Consider the following 19,760-nt stretch of genomic DNA (forward strand, 5'->3'; position numbering starts at 1 on the left):
CAGATAATGGCAGAGTGTCGCCCAGGGGAAACCGTTCTGTCGGAATAGGCGGGAGGATTCATGGCTCCATCGCCGCTGGTACTCGGCCCGATGCTGCGCTATGTGGATCAGACCACGGCCAGCATCTGGGTGGAAACCGCTGAGGCAGCCCGTGTCGCCGTCGTGGTTGCAGGCCGATCCTGGCAGGCACGCACCTTTGCCGTGCACGGCCACCACTATGCGCTGGTCGAGGTCGACGGGCTGGAACCCGGCAGCGTTACTTCGTACCGGCTTGAGCTCGACGGCGTGACAGCTTGGCCGGAGCCGGACTCGCCGTACCCGGATCCCGTGATCCGCACCCTCGAACCGGGACGCCCGCTCAGCCTGGCCTTTGGGTCCTGCCGCACCAGCATCGAGCACGACGCCGCGGGCAACCGGAAGCACGGAGTGGACGCGCTCCGGGCCTATGCGCTGCACCGCGCGGCCGCCGGCCAAGCCGGAAGCGGCTCCGGCCAGGACAGCAGCGGTTCCGACCCAGCCGAACGCGACTCGGGCTGGCCGGATTTGATCCTCTTCTTGGGCGACCAGGTCTATGCGGATTCCACCTCAGAGGCGATGCAGGATTTCATCCGCTCCCGACGCGATATCAAAGAGCCGCCGGGCGAGGAGCTCAAGGACTATCAGGAGTACGCGCACCTCTACATGCTGGCGTGGTCGGACGGCGCCAACCGCTGGCTGCTGTCCACCGTTCCCAGCGCCATGATCTTCGACGACCATGACATCCGTGACGACTGGAACGCATCGCTGGCCTGGAAACGGAAGATGGAGGAAACGTCCTGGTGGCACGGGCGGATTGTTTCCGGGCTGACGTCCTATTGGGTCTACCAGCACCTGGGCAATCTGTCCCCGGAGCAGCGCGCCGAGGACGAGATCTGGCAGCTGGTGGCCAACCACGCTGGCAACAGTGATGGAGGCGGCGACGGCGGGGCCCGCGACGGGGCCGGTGGCGGCACCAGCAACATCGGCGGCGGGGCCCTCGACGGCGACGGCGGGGCACCCGAGGGCACCGGTGAAGGCGACGTCAACGGCGAGGAACCAGCCGAGCTGGACCTCACCGACGCGCTGGAGGCGTTCGCTGAGCGCTCGGACCAGCAGCCGGAGACCTACCGGTGGAGCTTCACTCGAGATGTCGGCGATGCCCGGCTGGTGGTGCTGGATTCGCGCGCGGCCCGGGAACTCGAACCGGAACGGCGCTCATTGCTGGACAAGGAGGAGATGGCCTGGCTGGACGGCCAACTGCAGGGCGGCTTCAAGCACCTGCTGATCGGAACTTCGCTGCCGTTCCTGCTTCCCAAGGGCCTGCACCACATTGAGTCGTGGAACGAGGCCCTGAGCGAAGGAGCCTGGGGCAGGTTCCCGGCAGCCATCGGCGAGCAGCTTCGGCAGGCCGTGGATCTGGAGCACTGGGCAGCCTTCCAACACAGCTTCCGGAAGGTGGCGGAGATGGTGCAGGAAGTGGCCGACGGCGAACGCGGGCCCGCGCCGGAAACCGTCACCTTCCTCTCGGGCGACGTCCATTTCTCCTACGTCTCCGAGGTCCAGCGGTCCTCGGGCAGTCGGATCGTCCAGGCGGTCTGCTCCCCGGTCCGCAACCCGCTGCCGCGGGTTCTGCGCTACTTCACGGCGGTCATGTCCTATGGCGTGGCCGCCCCGGTGGGCGCACTGGTGGCCAAAGGGGCCAAAGTACCGAAACCGCCATTCGACTGGAAGGGCCTCAAACGACCCTGGTTCGACAACAATCTGGCCAGCCTCCAGGTTTCCGATGATGGCTTGAGGATCCGGTGGGAAACAGGTGTGGTGGACGACGGCGATCATCTGCACCCGCGGCTTCAAGAGGTCGCCGCCATGACCATCGCCCCACGGGAGCCCGCCAGCCGCTGAGCAGTGGCTCCCAGCCGGCCCGGGGCTACCGCCGACGCCGGCCACCGCTAACCCTGGTCAGCCGCTACCGCAGCAGCTGACCCGGGCAACCACCGACGCCGCCGACCACCGCCGTCGTACACCACAGAGCCGTAGCTCACAGCCGAACCCGACGCACCGCCGTCGCTCCTTAGACTGGTAGGCATGACTTCAACGCTGGTGGCCAAAGACCTCTCGGGCGGCCACGGCCACCGCGCCCTGTTCGCCAACTTGAACCTCACCGTCGCGCCCGGGGATGTGGTGGGCGTGGTCGGTGCCAATGGCGCCGGCAAAACCACGCTGCTGCGCATCCTCGCCGGCGTCGATTCCCCGCTGGCCGGGACGGTCAGCACCGCGCCCTCGGATGCGTTCATCGGTTGGCTGCCGCAGGAACACGAGCGGATTCCCGGCGAGACCATTGCCGCGTACATCAGCCGGCGCACCGGAGCGGCCGACGCCACCGAAGCCATGGAGTCCGCCGCCGAAGCGCTGGGCTCCGGTTCCAAGCAGGCCGCCGACGCCTACGCCGCGGCGCTGGACCATTGGATGGCCAGCGGCGCCGCTGACCTGGAGGATCGGATTCCGCCGGTGCTCGCCGAACTCGGGCTGGAGGTTGGCCCGGACGCCGCCATGACCAGCCTCTCCGGCGGCCAGGCCGCGCGGGCGGCACTGGCGGCCTTGCTGCTGAGCCGGTTCGACGTGGTGCTGCTGGACGAGCCCACCAATGACCTGGACCTGGCCGGACTGGCCCGGCTGGAGTCCTTCGTGCAGGGCCTGCGCGGCGGCGCGGTGCTGGTCTCCCACGACCGCGAGTTCCTGGCCCGCTGCGTCACCACCGTGGTGGAGCTGGACCTGGCCCAGAACAAAGTGGCGGTGTACGACGGCGGCTACGACGCCTTTTTGGAGGAGCGTGCCGTGGCCCGCCGCCACGCCCGCGAGGCCTATGACGAGTTCGCGGAGAAGAAGGCGGATCTGGTGGCACGGGCCCGCACGCAGCGCGAATGGAGCTCGCAGGGCGTCCGCAACGCCATGAAGAAGAACCCGGACAATGACAAGATCCGCCGCAGGGCCAGCATGGAATCGTCCGAGAAGCAGGCCCAGAAGGTCCGCCAGATGGAGTCCCGGATCGCCCGGCTGGACGAGGTGGAGGAGCCGCGCAAGGAGTGGCAGCTGCAGTTCAGCATCGGTGCCGCCCCGCGCTCCAGTTCCGTGGTCGCCACGCTGAACCAGGCCACGGTCCGCCGCGACGGCTTCACGCTCGGCCCGGTCTCGCTCCAGGTCAACGCCGGCGAACGCATCGGCATCACCGGGCCCAACGGCGCGGGCAAATCCACCCTGCTGCGCCTGCTGCTGGAACACCAAGAGCCCGACGACGGCGCTGCCGCCTTGGGTGCCAGCGTCGCCATCGGCGAGATTGACCAAGCGCGCGGCCAGCTCGCGGAGGACCAGCCGCTCGGCGCTGCCTTCGAAGCGCTGGTGCCGGACTACAGCCAGGCCGAGGTCCGCACCCTGCTGGCGAAGTTTGGGCTCAAGGCAGACCAAGTTGCCAGCGCAGTCGGTGCCCTCTCCCCCGGCGAGCGCACCCGCGCCGCTCTGGCCCTGCTGCAGGCCCGCGGCGTGAACCTGCTGGTCCTCGACGAACCTACCAACCACTTGGACCTGCCCGCCATCGAACAGTTGGAGCAGGCGCTGGACAGCTACGACGGAACCCTCCTGCTGGTCTCCCACGATCGCCGCCTGCTGGAAAACGTCCGGCTGGACACCCGATGGGACGTCGACGCCGGCCAAGTTACCGTGAGGTGACGCCTGGGGCCGTCACCGTGAGATGACGCCCGGGGCCGTCACTGTGAGGTGAGGCCCGGGTGCCGGTGCGACCGGCAGCCCTCCTTTTTGCCAGCGCCCGCCCGTCGAACTATGGCTTCGCGGCCCCCGAACTGCTAGCTTCCCGCCCCCGAAGCTGCCGCCTTCGCACCCCGGAATCGGCCGTCTTACCGCCGAGGAACCTGACGTTTTGGCACCCGGAAAATTCCCCATTGTGCGTGGACCATTCGGCGCTTACCCTGATGCCATGGGGTAGGAGTTGGCCATGCAAGTCACCCTTTTTGTTATCGACGTCGTACTTGCCTTCATTCCTTTTGTGGTGCTGGTGGTCGCCCCCGATCGGCCGGTGAACAGGCGCGTTGCACCCCGCCGCCGTTCCGCTTCCGGCTTGGCCGCGTACCGGCGGGCCAGGAAGACGGCAACCCCGGACGGGACCGGGCTTTCAGTACTCCCGCCTACGCCAGGTGCCGGTGGAGGGACCCATGCGTCTGTGCGGCTGCGGCCGGCCCGGCGGCACACCGGAACGCGATTCCATCGTCCTCCCAAACGTCCGTCCCGGCCACGCTGAGAGGACCTCGGTAAGAGGACCACTTACCCCTGCGGGCAGGTTCGCCCGGCCCCCGCTCGTAGTACCTCTTGACCAGTTGAGTGCATGAGAGTAGGTTCTTAGTCAACCGCAAGGTTGATCAAAGGAAGAGTTGAACACCGTGACTGATCGCAGCGACGAGGCACTTCTCGACCGGGCCTTCATGGCTCTCGCGGATCCCGCCCGCCGCCGCATCATCGCCCGGCTCAGCCGCGGACCGGCAACGGTCAACGAACTGGCCGAGCCCTTCGAAATCACCAAGCAGGCGGTCTCGAAGCACATCCAGGTCCTCGAGCAGGCGGAACTGGTCACCCGCACCCGGGATGCCCAGCGCCGGCCCGTCCACCTGAACGCCGCACGGCTCGAAGCGCTCACAGCGTGGATCGACCAGTACAGACTGGCCCGCGAGGCACAGTACCGCGGACTGGATGCCGTGCTCAGCCAACTATCCAAGGACAAACCATGAGCAATGCACTCAAAGTGACCGTCCCGGACGGCGTCCCGTTCATCGAGACCGAACGGGAATTCGACTATCCGGTTGCCGAGGTCTTCCGCGCCCACCAGGACCCCGAGTTGATCAAGCAGTGGCTGGGCCCGCGCGGCATGAAAATGGACATCGACCACTACGATTTCCGCTCCGGCGGCAGCTATAAATACCTGCACACCGGACCCGACGGCGTGCAGTACGCCTTCACCGGCGTCTTCCACACCGTGCGCGAGAACGAGTTCGCCGTGCAAACGTTCGAATTCGGCGGCTACCCGGATGTTGTCAGCATCGAGTTCATGACCTTCGAGGACCTCGGCAACGGGCGCTGCAAGCTGATCGGCCACTCGGTCTACCCCACGCTCGAGGCACGCGACGGCATGGCCCAGTCCGGCATGGAAGGTGGCATGAGCGAGGGCTACGAGCGGCTGGACGAACTCCTGGCCGGCGTCCGGACGGCCTAAGGCACAAGCGCAGGGACAGGCACAGGCACCAGCTCGGCGAAGGGGCCGGAGCCCGCTGGCTCCGGCCCCTTCTCGCGCCGCGTCGGCACGCGATTTCGCCCCCTCCGTCTCACCCCCTCGCGCCGCCACACGCGTCCGGCCGCTTCCCAACCGTTGCACCCTCCGCCTCGCCCCCTCGCCCCCTCGCGCCGCCACACGAGTCCGGCCGCTTCTCAACCGATGCATCCTCCGCCCCCCTCCTCGCGCCGCCCCACATGCCGCCGGCCGCTTCCCAACCGTGGCGCCCCTTCCGCCTCCGAGCATTGGCGTCCCCGAGATTAGAAAGTATGCTGAGGATTCCCTGCACCCGACACGGAAGGTGGTCCCATGGCCAACGATGACGAAGGACGCAAGGAAGTCGCCAAGATCCTGAAGGACGCGGACATCGGCGTCCTCACCACGGTCAATGCCAGCGGCCAGCTGTTCAGCCGCCCGTTGGCGCTGCAGAAAGCCGAGTTCGACGGCGACCTGTGGTTCGTGACGCAGGACCCCTCGCCCAAAGCCGACGAAATACGCGGCAATCCCCACGTCAATGTCTCGGTCAGCGGATCGGACGGCTACCTGTCCATCTCGGGCACGGCCCAGATCGTCCGCGACCAAGCGAAAATCGACGACCTCTGGGGCCCCACGATGGAACCGTGGTTTGAGCACGGCAAGGACGACCCCAAGGTGACGTTGATTCACGTCGAGTCGCACACAGCCGAATACTGGAGGCCGGACTCCCCCAAGGTAGTCACGCTGTTCAAGCTGGCCAAGGGGATGGTCACCGGCAAGAAAGCTGACGACGTCGGCAAGAACGACGTCGTGGACCTTTAGCGGGTCCGGCGCACGGGACAAGTCTCCTGGCCCCGTGCGCCGGACTCGCTTCATACTGAGGCATCCGCCGATCCCGTCAGGAGGACAATGAACCGCTTGGGTCGGAGCTTGAAGAGGTTCGCCATGTTGGCCGCTCTCCTGCTGCTCGCGACCGGCTGCAGCAGCGGGCTGGCCGATCCGTTGGGACAGTCCGCCAAGGAGGCTTCGGCAGCGGTGGGGTCGGCGGCCATGGTGCTGCGGCTGGAAACCGAGGACAAGGCCACTGACGCGCTTTCGGAGACCACCCTCGGGGACATGGTGGACCAGAGCACGGCGGCTTACCAAAGCGCCGCCGAGCTGACTCCGAAGACCGCCGACGATCTGGCGCTGCAGCAGAACATCCTGCAGACCCTGGACCGGGCGCTGCGAAGCCTGCACAGCGCCCAGTTGGCGCAGGCGAGCGGGGACGCGTCGGCTGTCCAAGCGGTTGTGGTCAGGTTGCAGGCGCAGGCTGCCGAGCTGGCAGAACTGGGCAAGGAGCTCAAGCCGTGAGCGGCAAGGGATCCGGCTCACTAGCTGACCAGGCCACCGGCAAGTCGTCCGCCAACCTGAGCATCCTCGGGGTGGCGCTGGGCATCCTGACCGCCATTGGCGGATTTGTGGACATCGGCGATCTGGTGACCAACGCCGTCGTCGGGTCCCGCTTTGGGCTCAGCCTGGTCTGGGTGACGGTGTTGGGCGTGGTGGGCATCTGCATTTTCGCGCAGATCTCCGGCCGGGTGGCGGCGGTGAGCGGGCGGGCCACCTTCGAGATCATCCGCGAGCGATTGGGGCCGCGGGCGTCCCTGCTCAACCTGCTGGCGTCGTTCTTCATTAACCTGATGACGCTCACAGCGGAGGTCGGCGGCGTTGCCTTGGCACTGCAACTGGCCAGCAGCGTGCACTACCTGGCGTGGGTGCCGGTGGCCGGTTTTGCCGTCTGGCTGGTGGTGTGGCGAGTGAAGTTCAAGATCCTGGAGAACGTGACGGGCCTGCTGGGCCTGACGCTGATTGTGTTCGCGGTGTGCCTGTTCCTGCTGAACCCGGACTGGAACCACTTGTTTAACCAGGCCACGCGGCCGGCGGTTCCGGAAGGCGAGGCACCGGCCACGTACTGGTACTACGCCGTGGCACTGTTCGGCGCCGCGATGACGCCGTACGAGGTGTTCTTCTTCTCCTCCGGCGCGGTGGAGGAGAAGTGGACGGTGAAGGACCTGTCGCAGTCCAGGCTGAACGTGCTGGTGGGCTTCCCGCTGGGCGGGTTCTTGTCCGTCGCCATCGCCGCGTGCGCCGCCGTCGTGCTGTTGCCGGCCGGAATCGGCGTCACCTCGCTGTCCCAGGTGGTGCTGCCGGTGGCCGAGGCTGGCGGCAAACTGGCGCTGGCGTTCGTGATCGTGGGCGTGCTGGCGGCGACCTTCGGCGCGGCGCTGGAAACCACACTCTCCAGCGGCTATACGCTCTCGCAGTTCTTCGGCTGGTCCTGGGGAAAGTTCCGGCGTCCGGTCCGCGCGGCGCGGTTCCACCTGGTGATGATCCTGTGCCTGCTGGTGGGCATGGGCGTGCTGGCCACCGGGGTGGACCCGATCAAAGTCACCGAGTACTCCGTGGTGTTCTCGGCGGTCGCGCTGCCGCTGACCTACATCCCCATCCTGATCGTGGCCAACGACCCCGACTACATGGGCCGGCATGTCAACGGGCGGCTGCTGAACTTCACCGCCCTCGTCTTCATGGTCATCATCTTGTTGGCCGCCCTTGCCGCCATTCCGCTGATGCTGCTGTCAGGAGCGGGAGCATGACTTCGGCCGGCAAGATGTTCGACGCCGTCATGCACCTGCTGGACCGGCAGGTTCTGGACGTGGACAAGATGCCGGTGACCGTGGTGGACGACGTTGAACTTTCCGACATCCCGTCCGGCCGCATTCCGCCGGGCACTCCCGCGCCGGTGATCACCAACCTGCTGGCCGGCTCGGTGCTGGGTACGCGCATGTTCGGCGGCCGTCCGCCGTCCTCCCGGCTGAACCGGATCCGCTGGCGGCACGTCGCGGAGTTGGGCACCGCGCTGCGCCTGAACATCCGCGGCGATCAACTGGATGTGCTCTGGACCGAACGCTGGGTGCGGAATCGGATCATTGGCCGGATTCCGGGAGGGCGCCATGATCCTGAGTGACCTGCTGACCGCGAAGGTGTTCGACGACGCCGGCGTCCGGCTGGGTCGGGTGATTGACGGCAGATTCGCGCTGGACGGACGGCCGGAAGCGGAGGCTTCGCTGGCGCAGGCCCGGCTGGTGGGCCTGTTGGTCAGCCCCCATTCGCGTGGCTCCTACCTGGGCTACGAACGGCGGGACCTCAACGCGCCTTGGCCCATCGCGAAGCTGGAGCGATGGCGGCATCGCGGGTCGTTCCTGGTGCTGTGGGAGGACCTGCACAGCATTGACGACGACGGCGTGCACCTCCGTGCGGGATTCACCCGCCACGACATCCGGCTGGGTTAGGCCGCCTCCGGTGGTCGACCACGCGAGCGCCAGGACCTCCGGTGGTCGACCACGCGAGCATCCGGTGGTCGACCACGCGAGCGCCAGCGAGCACGCGGAGACCAGATGCGCTCGCGGCGGCATCTCGAGCGGCCGGATCTCCACGCGGCCGCAAGCGGCCTTGGTCGATCGCCGAAGGCCTTGGTCGATCACTGGCGCCACGCGGAGAGTCAGCGCGGATCGCATGTGTGTCGCAGCTACCATTGGTGAAACGAAAACATCAGACGGCTGAAGTGGGGGAACGGGCATGCCGGCAGCATCATGACGGCCGCGAAAGCGGCGGCCGCATTGTCGTGGGCTGCTATCGCCGGTATTTCGGCTGCGGGACTGCTGGTACTAGCGCAGGTTGTTACCGCCTCACTCGTCTCGCCGCCGCGCCTGGGACTGGTGTCGGTTATTTCCGTGCTGGTCCTGGTCCTGGCCTGGCACCTGCGCGTGGATACGCCACTGATGCGGCGCCAGACCACCGCGGCGATGACCGCCATGGTCATTGTCTGCAACGACCTCACCGCCCCGCTGCACCACACGGTCGCGGTAGTGGGTGTCGGGCTGCTCGCCACCCGGGTGGTGTTCCGGCGTTTCCGCTGGGCCGACCTGTACTGGTTCATCAGCCGCCTGCTCGCCGCCGCCATCCTGGTGGCGGTCTTCCAGAATGCCCAAGCGGCCGGCTTCATCTGGCCGGTCTCCTTGCTGGCTGCTTGGCTGGCCTTCTTCCTCACGGCGATTGCGGTCGAGGGAGCCTTCGCCACGTCGTCGAAACGGCGCAGCACGTTCCGCAACGGCATCGGCTGGCCGTCGGCGCTCGGCACGCTGGTCATCAACCTTGTACTGTGCGTGGCCGGGCAGCATGCCGCGCAGCAGTTCCACCGCGACGGCGTCCAGGCGTTCTTCCTGGTCTTCGCTTCTGTCCTGGCGCTGGCGGTCACCGGCTGGCTGCGCAACCGCGACCTGCGCCGCCGACTCACCGGCTTGGTGGACGCCTCGCTGGAGTTACCGTGGAACCCGGATGGGCTGGACAAGACCCTGCTCGCCGCCGCCAGCGCCTCGGTGCGCGCTGACAAAGTGGCCCTGCAGTCCGAGGCTCCGATGGACAAGGAGATCGGCGTCCGGATGCGCCGCTGGGACGACGGCGACAAGTACCTGGTGGCCTCCCGGAACGGCGGGGCCCAGTTCACCGAAGAAGACGAACAGGTCCTCGACGCCCTGGCGCACGTAGGCAGCATCATGGTCCGCCACGATGAGCTGGTGCACGAGCTGCGGCTGCAGGCGGACACGGATGCGCTGACCGGGCTGGGAAACCGCCGCACGCTCTGGCACCGGCTGGCCGAGATCAATACCGGCCGCCGCCCCGGCGAGGCCATCGCCGTCGTCTATCTCGATCTGGACGAGTTCAAGTCCGTCAACGACCAGCACGGCCACGACGTCGGCGACCTGCTGCTGACCGCCACCGCGCAGCGCATCCGCTCGGAAATCCGTCAGGAGGACGTGGCCGCGCGCATCGGCGGCGATGAATTCGTCGTCGTGCTCCGCGACGTGGGCACCGAGGCGGACGCCCGCGCCGCCGCGGAGCGCATTGCGGCCGCGATCGCCCGGCCACTCCCCGCCCGCGGCAGCACGCTGCAGGTCCAGGCCAGCCTCGGCGTGGCCTACTCCGGCAGTCCGGCGAAGGACATCGAGGAGTTGCTGCGCAGCGCCGATGCCTGCATGTACGGTGCCAAGCGGCTGCAGCAGCGGCTGCGCGAGTCCGAGCGCGCGGGGTCCGGTTTCGAAACCAGCCTGGCCGCAGCAGTGGAGCGCGGCATCCGCCGGCACCGACTGCGGGTGGCGCTGCAGCCGATCATTGCACTGGATCTGGATGCGATCGTGGGCTTTGAGACGCTGGCGCGCTACGAAGACGAGGAACTGGGCAACATTCCGGCGGACCAGCTGGTGGAGGAGGCGAACCGGCTGGGCCTGCTCAACGAGCTGACCATCCAGGTGATCGACGGCGCGGCCGCTGCGATGGCCCGGGTATGCGAGATCAGCGACCTCCGCTCCATCTCCGTCAACGTGGAATTGGGCCAGCTCGTCCCCGGCTCTACCGTGGTGGACCGGCTGCGCCGGATGCGGGCCGAAGGGCCAGACCTGAATATCATCATCGAGCTGACCGAAAACTCCCTGGACACCATGACCGAGGAGTGCCGGATCATGCTGGCGCAGCTGCGCAGCGAGGGCTTCAGGATCGCCGTGGACGACTTCGGCTCCGGGTACTCGTCGATGAACTCGCTGACCGAGTTTGCCTTCGACATCGTCAAGGTGGACCGAGCCCTGGTCAGCGGCGACGATGGCAGCGCCCGGAACATCGTGGTGAGCCACCTGATCGCCATGTTTACGGCGCTGAAGGCGGATGTGGTGATTGAAGGCATCGAGACGGCGGAGGCCGTGGAGTGGCTGGCCGGCTGCCCGGACCTGAACGTACAGGGCTTCTACTTCGGCCGTCCCATGTGGCCGGATGAGCTCATCGCCCGCTTGGAAACGTCCGGCAAGGCTGCGCGTCCGGAGTCGGTCAGGCAGTCCCACCCCGCCATGGTTGACTAACGACGGCGGAGCTCGGCTCAGTCGGCTGGCGTCTCCATCCCGCCATGGTTGACTGACGACGGCGGGGCTCGGCTCAGCCGGCTGGCGTGTCCATCCCGCCGTGTCGACCGACGACGGCGGAGCCCGGCTCAGCTCGCCGCTTGCTTGACGAGTTCGGCGATCCTGGCTTCCCCGGCTTCGCTGAGCTGCGACAGCGCGTACGACGTCGGCCACATCCCGTCATTCTCATCGAGGTTCGCGTCCTCGTTGAAGCCGAAGGTCGAGTAGCGCACTTTGTCCCCCTGCCCGCTGCGGAAGAAACACACGACTTTCCCGGACTTGGCGTAGGCGGGCTGGCCGTACCACAGCTTAGGCAGCAGCTCCGGCGCTGCAGTGGTCACGATCTTGTGCAGCCGCTCCGCCATGTCGCGGTCCGGCATCGGCATCTCCGCGATCTTTGACAGCACTGCGGCCTCGTCGGCGGCTGCCTTTTGCTTCTGTTTCTCGGTGGCTTTGGATTCAGCTGCCATCACACGGCTCCTCTAGTGGCTGGTGGTTTCTCCGACAACGAAGCTACTGCAACTGCTCCAAGGCCTGTAGTTGCAGCACGATCCATGGGCTGAACGCCCAAGGGGCAGCGGTGGCGGCTGTCTGCAGGTCCGACGGCAGCACCCAGCGGTACTCGGCCACTTCGTCATCCCTCGGGTCGGGTTCCCCTACTGCCAGCGCGGTGTAGACCGGGCAGAACTCGTTCTCGACCACTCCGGAAGCGTCCACAGCCCGGTAGCGGAAGTCGGGCAACACCAGCTTCAGGTCCTCGAGTTCCAGCCCCAGCTCATAGCGCACGCGGCGCCTCACGGCGTCGGCCATCTCCTCCCCCGGCGCCGGATGCCCGCAGGCGGAATTGGTCCAGACGCCCGGCCAGGTTAATTTGTTCAACGCGCGCCGGGTGACCAACACGCGGCCTTCGGCGTCGGAAATGTGGCAGGAGAACGCCAAGTGCAGTGGCGTCTCGCCTGTGTGGATTGCGGCCTTGTCGGCCACGCCGGACGGCTTCAGCTTCTCGTCCAGCAGCACTACCTGTTCGGTTTCCTGTGCCGTCATCGTCGCCCGCCGGATCCGGGCCGCTGCCCCAAGCGCGCACAGCGGTCATTCGTCGTCATGTCCCCCATCGTACGGGGGCTACGAACGGACCCGAAGTCGGTGGACCGCCTCCAGCCGCACCTGAAGTACTTCCACCGCAACATCGTGCCGACGGACGCTGGCTCTCGAAGCTTCACCGAGGTGCATCGTTCAGATCAGTCCACCCCGTTAAGTTCACATGAGTACGCCAGCTGGTTGAAGCTTGTCCCGGGTGTTCTTCCAGGGCTTCACCCAAACCATCTCTTCCGTGACCAGGACTCCGCCGCAGGCGCTACACGTTTCGCCCTGGGTGGTCTCGTTGCCGCAGGCCTCGTGAATCATGGTCATGTGTCCCCCGCCGGCAGGCATATCGGTATGCCGCTCGCCCCAGAGGGCGAGCTGCTGCAGCACCGGCAGCAGTTCTGCCGCGGCTTCGGTGGCGGCGTACCCTTGGCGGGCCCGGCCTCCGTCGCGGTAGTCAACGCGGACCAAAAGCCCAGCTTCCACCATCGAGTGGAGCCGACGACTGAGCACGGCCTCGGAGACGCGCAGGTTTTCGCGTAGCCAGTCGAACCGTCCGCGCCCGTGAAGGACGTCGCGAACGATCAGCAGGACCCACGGATCGCCCAGCACGTCGAGTGAGCGCCGGATCGGGCACAGCTCCGCAGACCAGTCGGATCGAAGCGGCATATCGTTCCCTTCCCGTCGATTCGTCGGCTACACTGCTGCTGACAGTATAGCTTCCTTCAAGAAAGTCAGCTCATGGCGCGCCCCTTGTCTGGCCCATCCCACCCGCCCAAGCGCTTTCGCATCCATCCGGCATGGTGGGTCGCCGCGGTCGCCTTCCTCGCGCTCCTCAGTGCCGCCGGATTCCGGGCTGCGCCAGGTGCACTGATGATGCCGCTGCACCACGAATTCGGCTGGTCGACAAGCGTCATGTCGCTCGCGGTCAGCGTGAACCTCCTGCTGTACGGGTTGACTGCTCCGTTCGCTGCCGCGCTGATGGACCGGTTCGGTGTCCGCCGCGTCGTGGCGACGGCGCTGGCCATGGTGGCCCTGGGTGCAGGTGGCAGCGTATTTATGACTGCTTCGTGGCAACTGCTGGTCTTTTGGGGGTTGCTGATCGGCCTGGGCACCGGTTCGATGGCGTTGGTCTTCGCCGCGACCATCGCCAACCGATGGTTCGTCCGGCGCCGCGGCCTGGTCATGGGCATCCTGACCGCGGGCTCCGCGACCGGGCAACTCGTCTTCCTGCCACCGGTTGCCGCCGTCGCCGAAGAAGTGGGGTGGCGCCAGGCTTCCCTTGTGGTTGCAGCCGCAGCACTCATAGCTGTCCCTGCCGTCTGCTTGGTGTTGCGCGATTACCCCGAAGACCGCGGCGCCCTTCCCTACGGTGCCGAAGCCGCATCCTATGCTCCTGGGGCACGTGCCGTCGGCGGCGCGGCCCGCCGGGCGTTCGAGGGCCTCGCCTATGCGGCGCGGCAACGGTCGTTTTGGGCACTGGCGATTGCGTTCGCGATTTGCGGCGCGACGACGAACGGGCTGATCGGCATCCACTTCATCCCCTCGGCACACGACCACGGCATGCCCACCACCACCGCGGCCGGCCTGCTGGCCGTCGTCGGCATCTTCGACATAGCCGGAACCGTCGCCTCCGGCTGGCTCACGGACAAGTTCGACCCTCGCAAACTCCTCGTGGCCTACTACGTGTTCCGTGGCGCCGGCCTGCTGATGCTCCCCTGGCTCTTAGCGGAGACGGTGCACCCCAGCATGATCCTGTTCATTGTGGTCTACGGTCTCGACTGGGTCGCGACGGTCCCACCGACCGCCGCGCTGTGCCGCGAGATCTTCGGTGACCGCGGCACCATCGTGTTCGGCTGGGTTTTCGCCTCACACCAGATCGGCGCAGCGGCCGCGGCGCTGGGAGCAGGCGTGATCCGTGACGTCTTCGGCACCTACACCTACGCATGGTGGGGCGGCGCAGCCATGTGCATCCTGGCTGCCATACTGTCCATCGTCGTCAAGCGCACCCGCGCGAACACACGGATGGCGGCCGTGGCCGTTGGCGAAAAGGAAGCGGCCCCAGAGGGGCGGCGGTAAAAACTGGCCCCGAGGACGCCCGGTTAGCCTGTTCGGCGGACCGTCACGCCTCTGGCCGGAAGCATCGACGCCCCGACCCCGAACCACCTGTGGCCGGCAAGTGGAACTATTCCCAGAAACCGATATCATCGTCGCATGACGATGCAACGAGAACGTGCAGCCGACCGCACCGGTGACCTGGCGCCAGCTGCTGCGCTGTTCCACAGCCTTTCAGATCCCACGCGGCTGACCATCCTGCAGCACCTGACAACCGGCGAGCACAAAGTCCGCGATCTGACCGAACACTTGGGCCTGGCGCAGTCAACGGTCAGCGCGCACCTGGCCTGCCTGAGCGACTGCGGCCTGGTGACCTCGCGCCCGGTGGGAAGGGCTTCGTTGTACTCGCTCACCACCGAGCCCGAACTACTGGCCGCCCTTGCTGCCGCCGAGCGCTTGCTGGAAGCGACGGGCTACGCCGTCGAACTGTGCCCCACCGTTGCTGGAAGCCGCTCCGGGGCGGAGGCGTCTGCATGAGCGGTCATCACCACCATGCCGGACCGACCCACCGCGGCCGGCTGGCAATAGCCTTCGCCATCACGGCGTCCATCCTGTTGGCCGAAGTGATCGGCGCTTTCCTCACCGGCAGCCTTGCCCTGCTCGTGGACGCCGGACACATGCTGACCGACGCCGGCGGCCTCCTGATCGCGCTGATGGCCGCATCGCTCATGGTCCGGCCGCACACGCCACGGCGAACGTGGGGCTACCTCCGTATGGAAGTCTTGGCCGCGGGGGCACAGGCCGCGATCCTGCTGGCCGTGGGAATCTACGCGTTGGTCGAAGGCGTCCAGCGCCTGTTCACCCCGCCGGAAGTCAACGCGGACGGCCTGCTGGTTTTCGGCATCATCGGCCTGCTGGGCAACATCGCGTCCATGCTGGTGCTCAGCGCCGGCCGCAATGCCAATCTCAACCTGCGGGCCGCATTCCTCGAAGTGGTCAATGATGCGCTCGGCTCGGTGGCCGTGATCGTCAGCGCCGTCGTCATTGCCACCACCGGATGGACCCAAGCGGATGCGCTGGCGGCCATGCTGATCGCCATCCTGATTGTGCCTCGGACCATCAAGATCCTGCGGGAAGCCGGCAGCATTCTGCTGGAAACCGTACCCAAGGGCCTGGATTTGGAGGACGTCCGCCAGCACATTCTGGAAGTCCCGCACGTGTTGGCAGTGCACGACCTGCACGCCTCGCGGATCTCCTCCAACGTTCCGGTGCTCAGCGCGCATGTTGTGATCGAGGATTCCTGCTTCGTTGACGGCCATGCTCCGCAGGTGTTGGACCAACTCCAGCAATGCGTGGCGGAACATTTCGTGGTCAGCGTGGAGCACTCCACCTTCCAACTGGAGCCTGCCGGACATCTGGAACACGAGCACCCGGGCCACGACTGAAGCCCGCGGGTGCCACGCAGGTCAGGCGACAGCCCGCTACGGGATGGGCACTGTCCCGATCGGGCCGAAGCGTTTCATCACCATGGTTGACGTAAGCCGCTGGACGCCGGGCAGGCCACCGAGCGCGGTGTCGTACAACTCCTGGTAGGCGGCCAGATCGCGGGTCAGAACCCTCAGCATGTAATCGATCTCGCCGAACAACCGTTGGGCATCGACGACGTTCGGCACTGCAGTGACGGCTGCCTCAAACGCGCCGATGGTCTCCAGATCGGTCCGCCCTAAAGTCACGAAGAGAATCGCCTCGAAGTGCAGTCCGACGGCTTCCGGGGAAACGACGGCGCGGTAGCGTTCGATCGCTCCAGACTGTTCGAGATCCTTCAGTCTGCGGTGGCACGAGGAGAGGCTGAGCCCCACCCGATGGGCGAGGTCGGTGGCACTCATCCGCCCGTCCTCTTGGAGCAGTGAAAGAATCTCCCGGCTTAATGCATCCACCGCGGTAATTATTGCACGAAGAACGGCGGTTTAGCAGAAGAAGCGTAGAACATTTCAGCCCTTTCCGCGTAGCATTTACGGCTGTTGGGAAAGATTGCGGGAAAGAAGAAGCTCCATGGATGTGTCGCTGCTGGTCCAGTTCTGGGTGGTGGCGCTGCTGCTGGCCCTCACCCCGGGAGCGGACTGGGCGTACGCCATCGGCGCGGGCTTGCGGGCACCCTCGGTGATCCCATCGGTCTTGGGAATGGCATTCGGCTACTTGATCGTGGTCTGCGTCGTCGCCGTCGGCGTGGGAGCACTGGTCACGGAGTATCCCATGGCTCTGACTGTGCTGACCATCGTCGGCTCCGCCTACCTGATCTACCTGGGCGTGAACACCCTGACCAGCAAACCCGGAGCCGCCACAGCGAGCGAGGCGCCACTGGACAGCGCAGCGGCCGCCCAGTTCTTCCGCGGCGCCGGAGTGAGCGGGATCAACCCCAAGGGGCTCCTCCTGCTGCTGGCGCTGCTGCCGCAGTTCACCTCGCCCACCGGCTGGCCATCCGCAGCACAGATGCTGGTCCTGGGCGGACTGCATGTGGTCAACTGCCTCTACATCTACTTTGCGGTCGCCCTGCTGGCCCGACGCATCCTGCGCTCCCAGCCACGCGCCAGCGCCATCGTGACCCGCGCCTCCGGCGTGATCATGGTCCTGATCGGGCTGGGCATCTTGGTGGAGAAGGCAGCCGAACTGCTCTAAAGGGTCTCTGGCGGAGTTTCGAATATTCCCTCCTACGTTTACGGGACTAAAGGCCAGCCAGCGGCAAAAAAGATTGTGGATTCCCAGTCCCTGATCAGCATTCTGCTTTCCTGCCCCGGACCACCCCTGAACATTAAGGCACGCATAAGATTGATGGCCTTGCACAGTCGGCAGGGTAGAATATCCGTGATCGAGAACACACGCATAACCTGCTACCTTGCGCGGATCTTTAGGAGAGCAACTCGTGGCTTCACCGCTGGCGCTGCAGTCCCAGATCTATCGATCGCTGCCCGAGATGGAACGTTCGGAAGCCATCGTCCGCCGGATCTCTACGGCCATCTCGCTGGGCATGCTTCGGGTTGGCGAGCGGCTCCCGGTTGAGGCCGAACTCTCCGAGATGTTCGGGGTAGCCGGTGCCACCCTTCGGGATGCCCTGGCTGCCCTGCGGGACCAGGGCGTTGTCGAGACCAGACGGGGCCGAAACGGCGGCACGTTCGTAGTCAAATTTCCGGCCACCCAGGAAGAAAACCTGCGCCAGTACTTACGCGAGACGTCCATTGCCGACCTTCGCGATCTGGGTGACGAGCAGACAGCGGTGGCTGCTGCCGCCGCCCGCCTGGCCTGCGACCGGGCGGACCCCAAGGACCTGGACCGGCTGGAGCGGCTTGCCCGCGGACTGGAGCAAGCCACGACGCCGGAGACCCAAGCGAGGGCCGACAGTCGATTCCACATCGAACTCGCGGTGGTAGCCCAATCGCCCCGGCTCACCAGTCAGGAAATCCGGCTGCAAGCCGAAGTCGGACAACTGCTGTGGACCCCGCTGGCAGGTGTATTCGACGAGCAACTCGCGGCACGTGAGCACTTGGACATCGTGGCCGCCGTGCGGGAGGACGACCCTGAACGGGCGCAGCGCTTGGTCTTGGAACACATCCGCCGCAACACTTACCACCTGATCGACACGAAGCTGACCCTCACGCATGCCGGCGAAGAACAGGAGATTTCATGACCGCGCCAGCAACTTCACCTGCCGCCGCCGGTGCCGCCGCCATCGAGGCGTGGCTCAACGGGCTGTACAGCGACCTTCATGCCTCATCCCGAGAGGTGAAAAAGCAGCTCGAGGAAAGAATTTCCCCAGGCAGCAAAATATCCCCCACCAACATTGTCGGAATCCGCGAAATGGCCGAAGCATTCCTGAATTCCCACGACACTGCCGTGGGCGCCGGCGAAATATTCTCGCTCTCCGCCATCAAGGATGCCGAAGGGGTTCTGGAATGGTGGATCCGGAATGATTTCGACCAGATCGAAAAATTCGGTTTTGATTTAGCCCCGGAAGGAGACCGATTCTACGATTACGAAAAGCTCCCTTGGTTCTCCATAGCGGCGAAAACCGGACAGCAATCGATCGCCGGCCCGTATGTGGACTACCTGGGTTTCGATGAATACATCGTCACCTGCGCCGTTCCCACCTACGTCCATGGCTCGTTCATCGGCGTCACCGGCTGCGACATCCGGATCCGGGACCTGGAGAACAAGTTGATCCCCATCGTCCGACGGATCCCGGGCGATGCCGCCATCTTGAACGACCAGAACCGCGTGATCCTGGGCAATTCGGGACGCTTTATCGTGGGCGAACGGATCAAGTCCGATCCGGAAGGTTTCACCTTCCTGCCGCTGGACGTGCCGAACCTGAACCTGCGGTTGATCTGCCCCACGGAGTAGCGCCCACACGGAGTAGCGCCGAGCAGCGCGTCAGGCATGTACGCTGCCAGTCAGTCGCACCGTGTCGTTGATACCTCCCTTCCGGCCCTGTTCCTTTCGGCTTGAGCGGACGAACTCCGCAAACAAAGCCATCCGGTCGGCCTCGTTCCCGTCAGAATCCTCCGGGTGCCATTGCACGCCGACCACCCAGGTTTTGCCTGGATGCTCGGTGCCCTCGACAACACCGTCATCGGCCACCGCCGTCGTGATGAGTTCTGGACCCACCGTTGCGACGGCCTGATGATGGCCCGAGCGCACGGTAATGCGTTCGCTGCCCATGATCGCGGCGACCTTGGAACCGGGAAGCAATCGAATGGTCTCGTCCAGGAACATCGGCTCATCCGGCCCGCCGCGGTGCAGGTGCCACGGGTCCAGATCCGCAATCAGGGTCCCGCCGCAGGCGACGTTCAGCATTTGCGAACCGCGGCAGATGGCCAGCAACGGTTGGTCCCGCTCCAGCACTCCTCGGATCAGCTCCAGGCAGTATTCGTCGGCGCGGCGGTCCACGCCGTAGGAGTGTGGCACCGGATCATGGTGCCCGTACAGTGCACCGTCCACGTCGCCACCGCCCAGGAACAGCACGCCGTCGAAGGCGTCCAGTTCGGCTGCCGGCAGTAGCTCGGCGGCCGCGCTGTCCACGAGCACCGCGCGGGCACCCGCGGCCAACAGGGTCTCAAGGGCCGTCCGGGTAAAGCGCTCCATCAGTTCCAGCGTTTGGTCCGTCATCCCGGGAAAGGTCAGGGACACAACGACGGCGATGCGCGCCGCATCCGTCGGCAGGTCGGCAAAACCGGCAGGCAGCACGCGCGCCGGCTCTACCCGCATCGGGGCGGGACGCGAGGGCCCAGCAAGTGAGCCGCCAGGGGTCCCCGCAC

At 66.2% G+C, this 19,760-nt stretch carries 21 protein-coding genes; 16 read left to right on the plus strand and 5 right to left on the minus strand.

The genetic code is table 11. The features are described from left to right. Positions 1-60 precede the first annotated feature (60 nt). The 10 genes from E4J89_RS02390 to E4J89_RS02435 all read left to right on the plus strand — a co-directional run bounded on the left by E4J89_RS02390 (position 61) and on the right by E4J89_RS02435 (position 11,274). Positions 61-1,920, plus strand: coding sequence for an alkaline phosphatase D family protein (locus E4J89_RS02390; RefSeq protein WP_136784472.1), 1,860 nt, complete (start codon positions 61-63; stop codon positions 1,918-1,920). A 183-nt stretch (positions 1,921-2,103) separates the two neighbouring features. Beyond that, the gene (locus E4J89_RS02395; RefSeq protein ID WP_136784473.1) at positions 2,104-3,741 is read left to right on the plus strand and encodes an ABC-F family ATP-binding cassette domain-containing protein; all 1,638 of its coding nucleotides are present in this window, start codon (positions 2,104-2,106) and stop codon (positions 3,739-3,741) included. Positions 3,742-4,508: 767 nt separating this feature from the next. Next, complete coding sequence (locus E4J89_RS02400; RefSeq protein ID WP_136784581.1) at positions 4,509-4,811, plus strand: metalloregulator ArsR/SmtB family transcription factor; 303 nt, start codon at positions 4,509-4,511, stop codon at positions 4,809-4,811. Then, on the plus strand, positions 4,808-5,293 hold the full coding sequence (locus E4J89_RS02405; protein WP_136784474.1) for an SRPBCC family protein: 486 nt from the start codon (positions 4,808-4,810) through the stop codon (positions 5,291-5,293). Before E4J89_RS02400 ends, E4J89_RS02405 begins: the two co-directional genes overlap by 4 nt. 366 nt (positions 5,294-5,659) lie before the next feature. Then, complete coding sequence (locus E4J89_RS02410) at positions 5,660-6,148, plus strand: pyridoxamine 5'-phosphate oxidase family protein (RefSeq protein WP_136784475.1); 489 nt, start codon at positions 5,660-5,662, stop codon at positions 6,146-6,148. Between the two features lie 123 nt (positions 6,149-6,271). Further along, positions 6,272-6,679 carry a hypothetical protein gene (locus E4J89_RS02415; protein WP_136784476.1) on the plus strand — a complete coding sequence of 136 codons (408 nt, stop codon included), beginning with the start codon at positions 6,272-6,274 and terminating at the stop codon, positions 6,677-6,679. Between the two features lie 56 nt (positions 6,680-6,735). Beyond that, the gene (locus E4J89_RS02420) at positions 6,736-7,962 is read left to right on the plus strand and encodes an Nramp family divalent metal transporter (RefSeq protein WP_136784582.1); all 1,227 of its coding nucleotides are present in this window, start codon (positions 6,736-6,738) and stop codon (positions 7,960-7,962) included. Beyond that, a complete protein-coding gene (locus tag E4J89_RS02425; protein WP_136784477.1) occupies positions 7,959-8,333 on the plus strand; it encodes a hypothetical protein in 375 nt (124 codons plus the stop codon). The genes E4J89_RS02420 and E4J89_RS02425 overlap by 4 nt, the downstream gene beginning before the upstream one ends. Then, positions 8,320-8,658, plus strand: a complete 339-nt coding sequence (locus E4J89_RS02430; RefSeq protein ID WP_136784478.1) for a PRC-barrel domain containing protein — start codon at positions 8,320-8,322, stop codon at positions 8,656-8,658. Before E4J89_RS02425 ends, E4J89_RS02430 begins: the two co-directional genes overlap by 14 nt. Positions 8,659-8,958: 300 nt before the next feature. Next, on the plus strand, positions 8,959-11,274 hold the full coding sequence (locus E4J89_RS02435) for a bifunctional diguanylate cyclase/phosphodiesterase (RefSeq protein ID WP_136784479.1): 2,316 nt from the start codon (positions 8,959-8,961) through the stop codon (positions 11,272-11,274). A 128-nt stretch (positions 11,275-11,402) separates the two neighbouring features. Here E4J89_RS02435 and E4J89_RS02440 read toward each other — a convergent pair whose 3' ends face one another. The 3 genes from E4J89_RS02440 to E4J89_RS02450 form a co-directional block, all read right to left on the minus strand. Next, positions 11,403-11,783 carry a DUF1801 domain-containing protein gene (locus tag E4J89_RS02440; RefSeq protein ID WP_136784480.1) on the minus strand — a complete coding sequence of 127 codons (381 nt, stop codon included), beginning with the start codon at positions 11,781-11,783 and terminating at the stop codon, positions 11,403-11,405. A gap of 43 nt (positions 11,784-11,826) precedes the next feature. Beyond that, entirely contained in the window at positions 11,827-12,357 is a 531-nt protein-coding gene (idi, locus tag E4J89_RS02445; RefSeq protein ID WP_136784481.1) for an isopentenyl-diphosphate Delta-isomerase, read from the minus strand. Between the two features lie 213 nt (positions 12,358-12,570). Then, a complete protein-coding gene (locus E4J89_RS02450) occupies positions 12,571-13,065 on the minus strand; it encodes a helix-turn-helix domain-containing protein (RefSeq protein WP_136784482.1) in 495 nt (164 codons plus the stop codon). Between the two features lie 72 nt (positions 13,066-13,137). Between E4J89_RS02450 and E4J89_RS02455 the strand changes: the two genes are divergently transcribed. The 3 genes from E4J89_RS02455 to E4J89_RS02465 all read left to right on the plus strand — a co-directional run bounded on the left by E4J89_RS02455 (position 13,138) and on the right by E4J89_RS02465 (position 15,896). Beyond that, a complete protein-coding gene (locus E4J89_RS02455) occupies positions 13,138-14,475 on the plus strand; it encodes an MFS transporter (RefSeq protein ID WP_136784483.1) in 1,338 nt (445 codons plus the stop codon). A gap of 135 nt (positions 14,476-14,610) precedes the next feature. Further along, positions 14,611-14,988 (plus strand): metalloregulator ArsR/SmtB family transcription factor, encoded by a 378-nt coding sequence (locus tag E4J89_RS02460; protein ID WP_136784484.1) that lies wholly within the window; start codon positions 14,611-14,613, stop codon positions 14,986-14,988. Then, the gene (locus tag E4J89_RS02465) at positions 14,985-15,896 is read left to right on the plus strand and encodes a cation diffusion facilitator family transporter (protein ID WP_136784485.1); all 912 of its coding nucleotides are present in this window, start codon (positions 14,985-14,987) and stop codon (positions 15,894-15,896) included. The genes E4J89_RS02460 and E4J89_RS02465 overlap by 4 nt, the downstream gene beginning before the upstream one ends. Positions 15,897-15,932: 36 nt before the next feature. Here E4J89_RS02465 and E4J89_RS02470 read toward each other — a convergent pair whose 3' ends face one another. After that, the gene (locus E4J89_RS02470) at positions 15,933-16,388 is read right to left on the minus strand and encodes an Lrp/AsnC family transcriptional regulator (protein ID WP_136784486.1); all 456 of its coding nucleotides are present in this window, start codon (positions 16,386-16,388) and stop codon (positions 15,933-15,935) included. Positions 16,389-16,503: 115 nt separating this feature from the next. Here E4J89_RS02470 and E4J89_RS02475 point away from each other — a divergent pair, with 115 nt between their 5' ends. The 3 genes from E4J89_RS02475 (at position 16,504) to E4J89_RS02485 (ending at position 18,846) form a co-directional block, all read left to right on the plus strand. Then, positions 16,504-17,127, plus strand: coding sequence for a LysE family translocator (locus E4J89_RS02475; RefSeq protein WP_136784487.1), 624 nt, complete (start codon positions 16,504-16,506; stop codon positions 17,125-17,127). A 244-nt stretch (positions 17,128-17,371) separates the two neighbouring features. Further along, on the plus strand, positions 17,372-18,133 hold the full coding sequence (locus E4J89_RS02480) for an FCD domain-containing protein (RefSeq protein ID WP_136784488.1): 762 nt from the start codon (positions 17,372-17,374) through the stop codon (positions 18,131-18,133). Then, a complete protein-coding gene (locus E4J89_RS02485) occupies positions 18,130-18,846 on the plus strand; it encodes a cache domain-containing protein (protein WP_136784489.1) in 717 nt (238 codons plus the stop codon). The genes E4J89_RS02480 and E4J89_RS02485 overlap by 4 nt, the downstream gene beginning before the upstream one ends. A 30-nt stretch (positions 18,847-18,876) precedes the next feature. Here the strand turns inward: E4J89_RS02485 and E4J89_RS02490 are convergent, their stop codons facing one another. Next, positions 18,877-19,710 (minus strand): gamma-glutamyl-gamma-aminobutyrate hydrolase family protein, encoded by an 834-nt coding sequence (locus tag E4J89_RS02490; RefSeq protein ID WP_136784490.1) that lies wholly within the window; start codon positions 19,708-19,710, stop codon positions 18,877-18,879. Positions 19,711-19,760: the final 50 nt, after the last annotated feature.

It is taken from the genome of Arthrobacter sp. CAU 1506 (assembly GCF_005047635.1).
Classification (GTDB): Bacteria; Actinomycetota; Actinomycetes; order Actinomycetales; family Micrococcaceae; genus Crystallibacter.

Coding starts and splice junctions, on each gene's coding strand:
- E4J89_RS02390 (WP_136784472.1), top strand. CDS start 61: ATGGCTCCATCGCCGCTGGTACTCGGCCCGATGCTGCGCTATGTGGAT.
- E4J89_RS02395 (WP_136784473.1), top strand. CDS start 2,104: ATGACTTCAACGCTGGTGGCCAAAGACCTCTCGGGCGGCCACGGCCAC.
- E4J89_RS02400 (WP_136784581.1), top strand. CDS start 4,509: ATGGCTCTCGCGGATCCCGCCCGCCGCCGCATCATCGCCCGGCTCAGC.
- E4J89_RS02405 (WP_136784474.1), top strand. CDS start 4,808: ATGAGCAATGCACTCAAAGTGACCGTCCCGGACGGCGTCCCGTTCATC.
- E4J89_RS02410 (WP_136784475.1), top strand. CDS start 5,660: ATGGCCAACGATGACGAAGGACGCAAGGAAGTCGCCAAGATCCTGAAG.
- E4J89_RS02415 (WP_136784476.1), top strand. CDS start 6,272: ATGTTGGCCGCTCTCCTGCTGCTCGCGACCGGCTGCAGCAGCGGGCTG.
- E4J89_RS02425 (WP_136784477.1), top strand. CDS start 7,959: ATGACTTCGGCCGGCAAGATGTTCGACGCCGTCATGCACCTGCTGGAC.
- E4J89_RS02430 (WP_136784478.1), top strand. CDS start 8,320: ATGATCCTGAGTGACCTGCTGACCGCGAAGGTGTTCGACGACGCCGGC.
- E4J89_RS02435 (WP_136784479.1), top strand. CDS start 8,959: ATGACGGCCGCGAAAGCGGCGGCCGCATTGTCGTGGGCTGCTATCGCC.
- E4J89_RS02440 (WP_136784480.1), bottom strand. CDS start 11,783: ATGGCAGCTGAATCCAAAGCCACCGAGAAACAGAAGCAAAAGGCAGCC.
- idi (WP_136784481.1), bottom strand. CDS start 12,357: ATGACGGCACAGGAAACCGAACAGGTAGTGCTGCTGGACGAGAAGCTG.
- E4J89_RS02450 (WP_136784482.1), bottom strand. CDS start 13,065: ATGCCGCTTCGATCCGACTGGTCTGCGGAGCTGTGCCCGATCCGGCGC.
- E4J89_RS02455 (WP_136784483.1), top strand. CDS start 13,138: ATGGCGCGCCCCTTGTCTGGCCCATCCCACCCGCCCAAGCGCTTTCGC.
- E4J89_RS02460 (WP_136784484.1), top strand. CDS start 14,611: ATGACGATGCAACGAGAACGTGCAGCCGACCGCACCGGTGACCTGGCG.
- E4J89_RS02465 (WP_136784485.1), top strand. CDS start 14,985: ATGAGCGGTCATCACCACCATGCCGGACCGACCCACCGCGGCCGGCTG.
- E4J89_RS02475 (WP_136784487.1), top strand. CDS start 16,504: ATGGATGTGTCGCTGCTGGTCCAGTTCTGGGTGGTGGCGCTGCTGCTG.
- E4J89_RS02485 (WP_136784489.1), top strand. CDS start 18,130: ATGACCGCGCCAGCAACTTCACCTGCCGCCGCCGGTGCCGCCGCCATC.
- E4J89_RS02490 (WP_136784490.1), bottom strand. CDS start 19,710: ATGCGGGTAGAGCCGGCGCGCGTGCTGCCTGCCGGTTTTGCCGACCTG.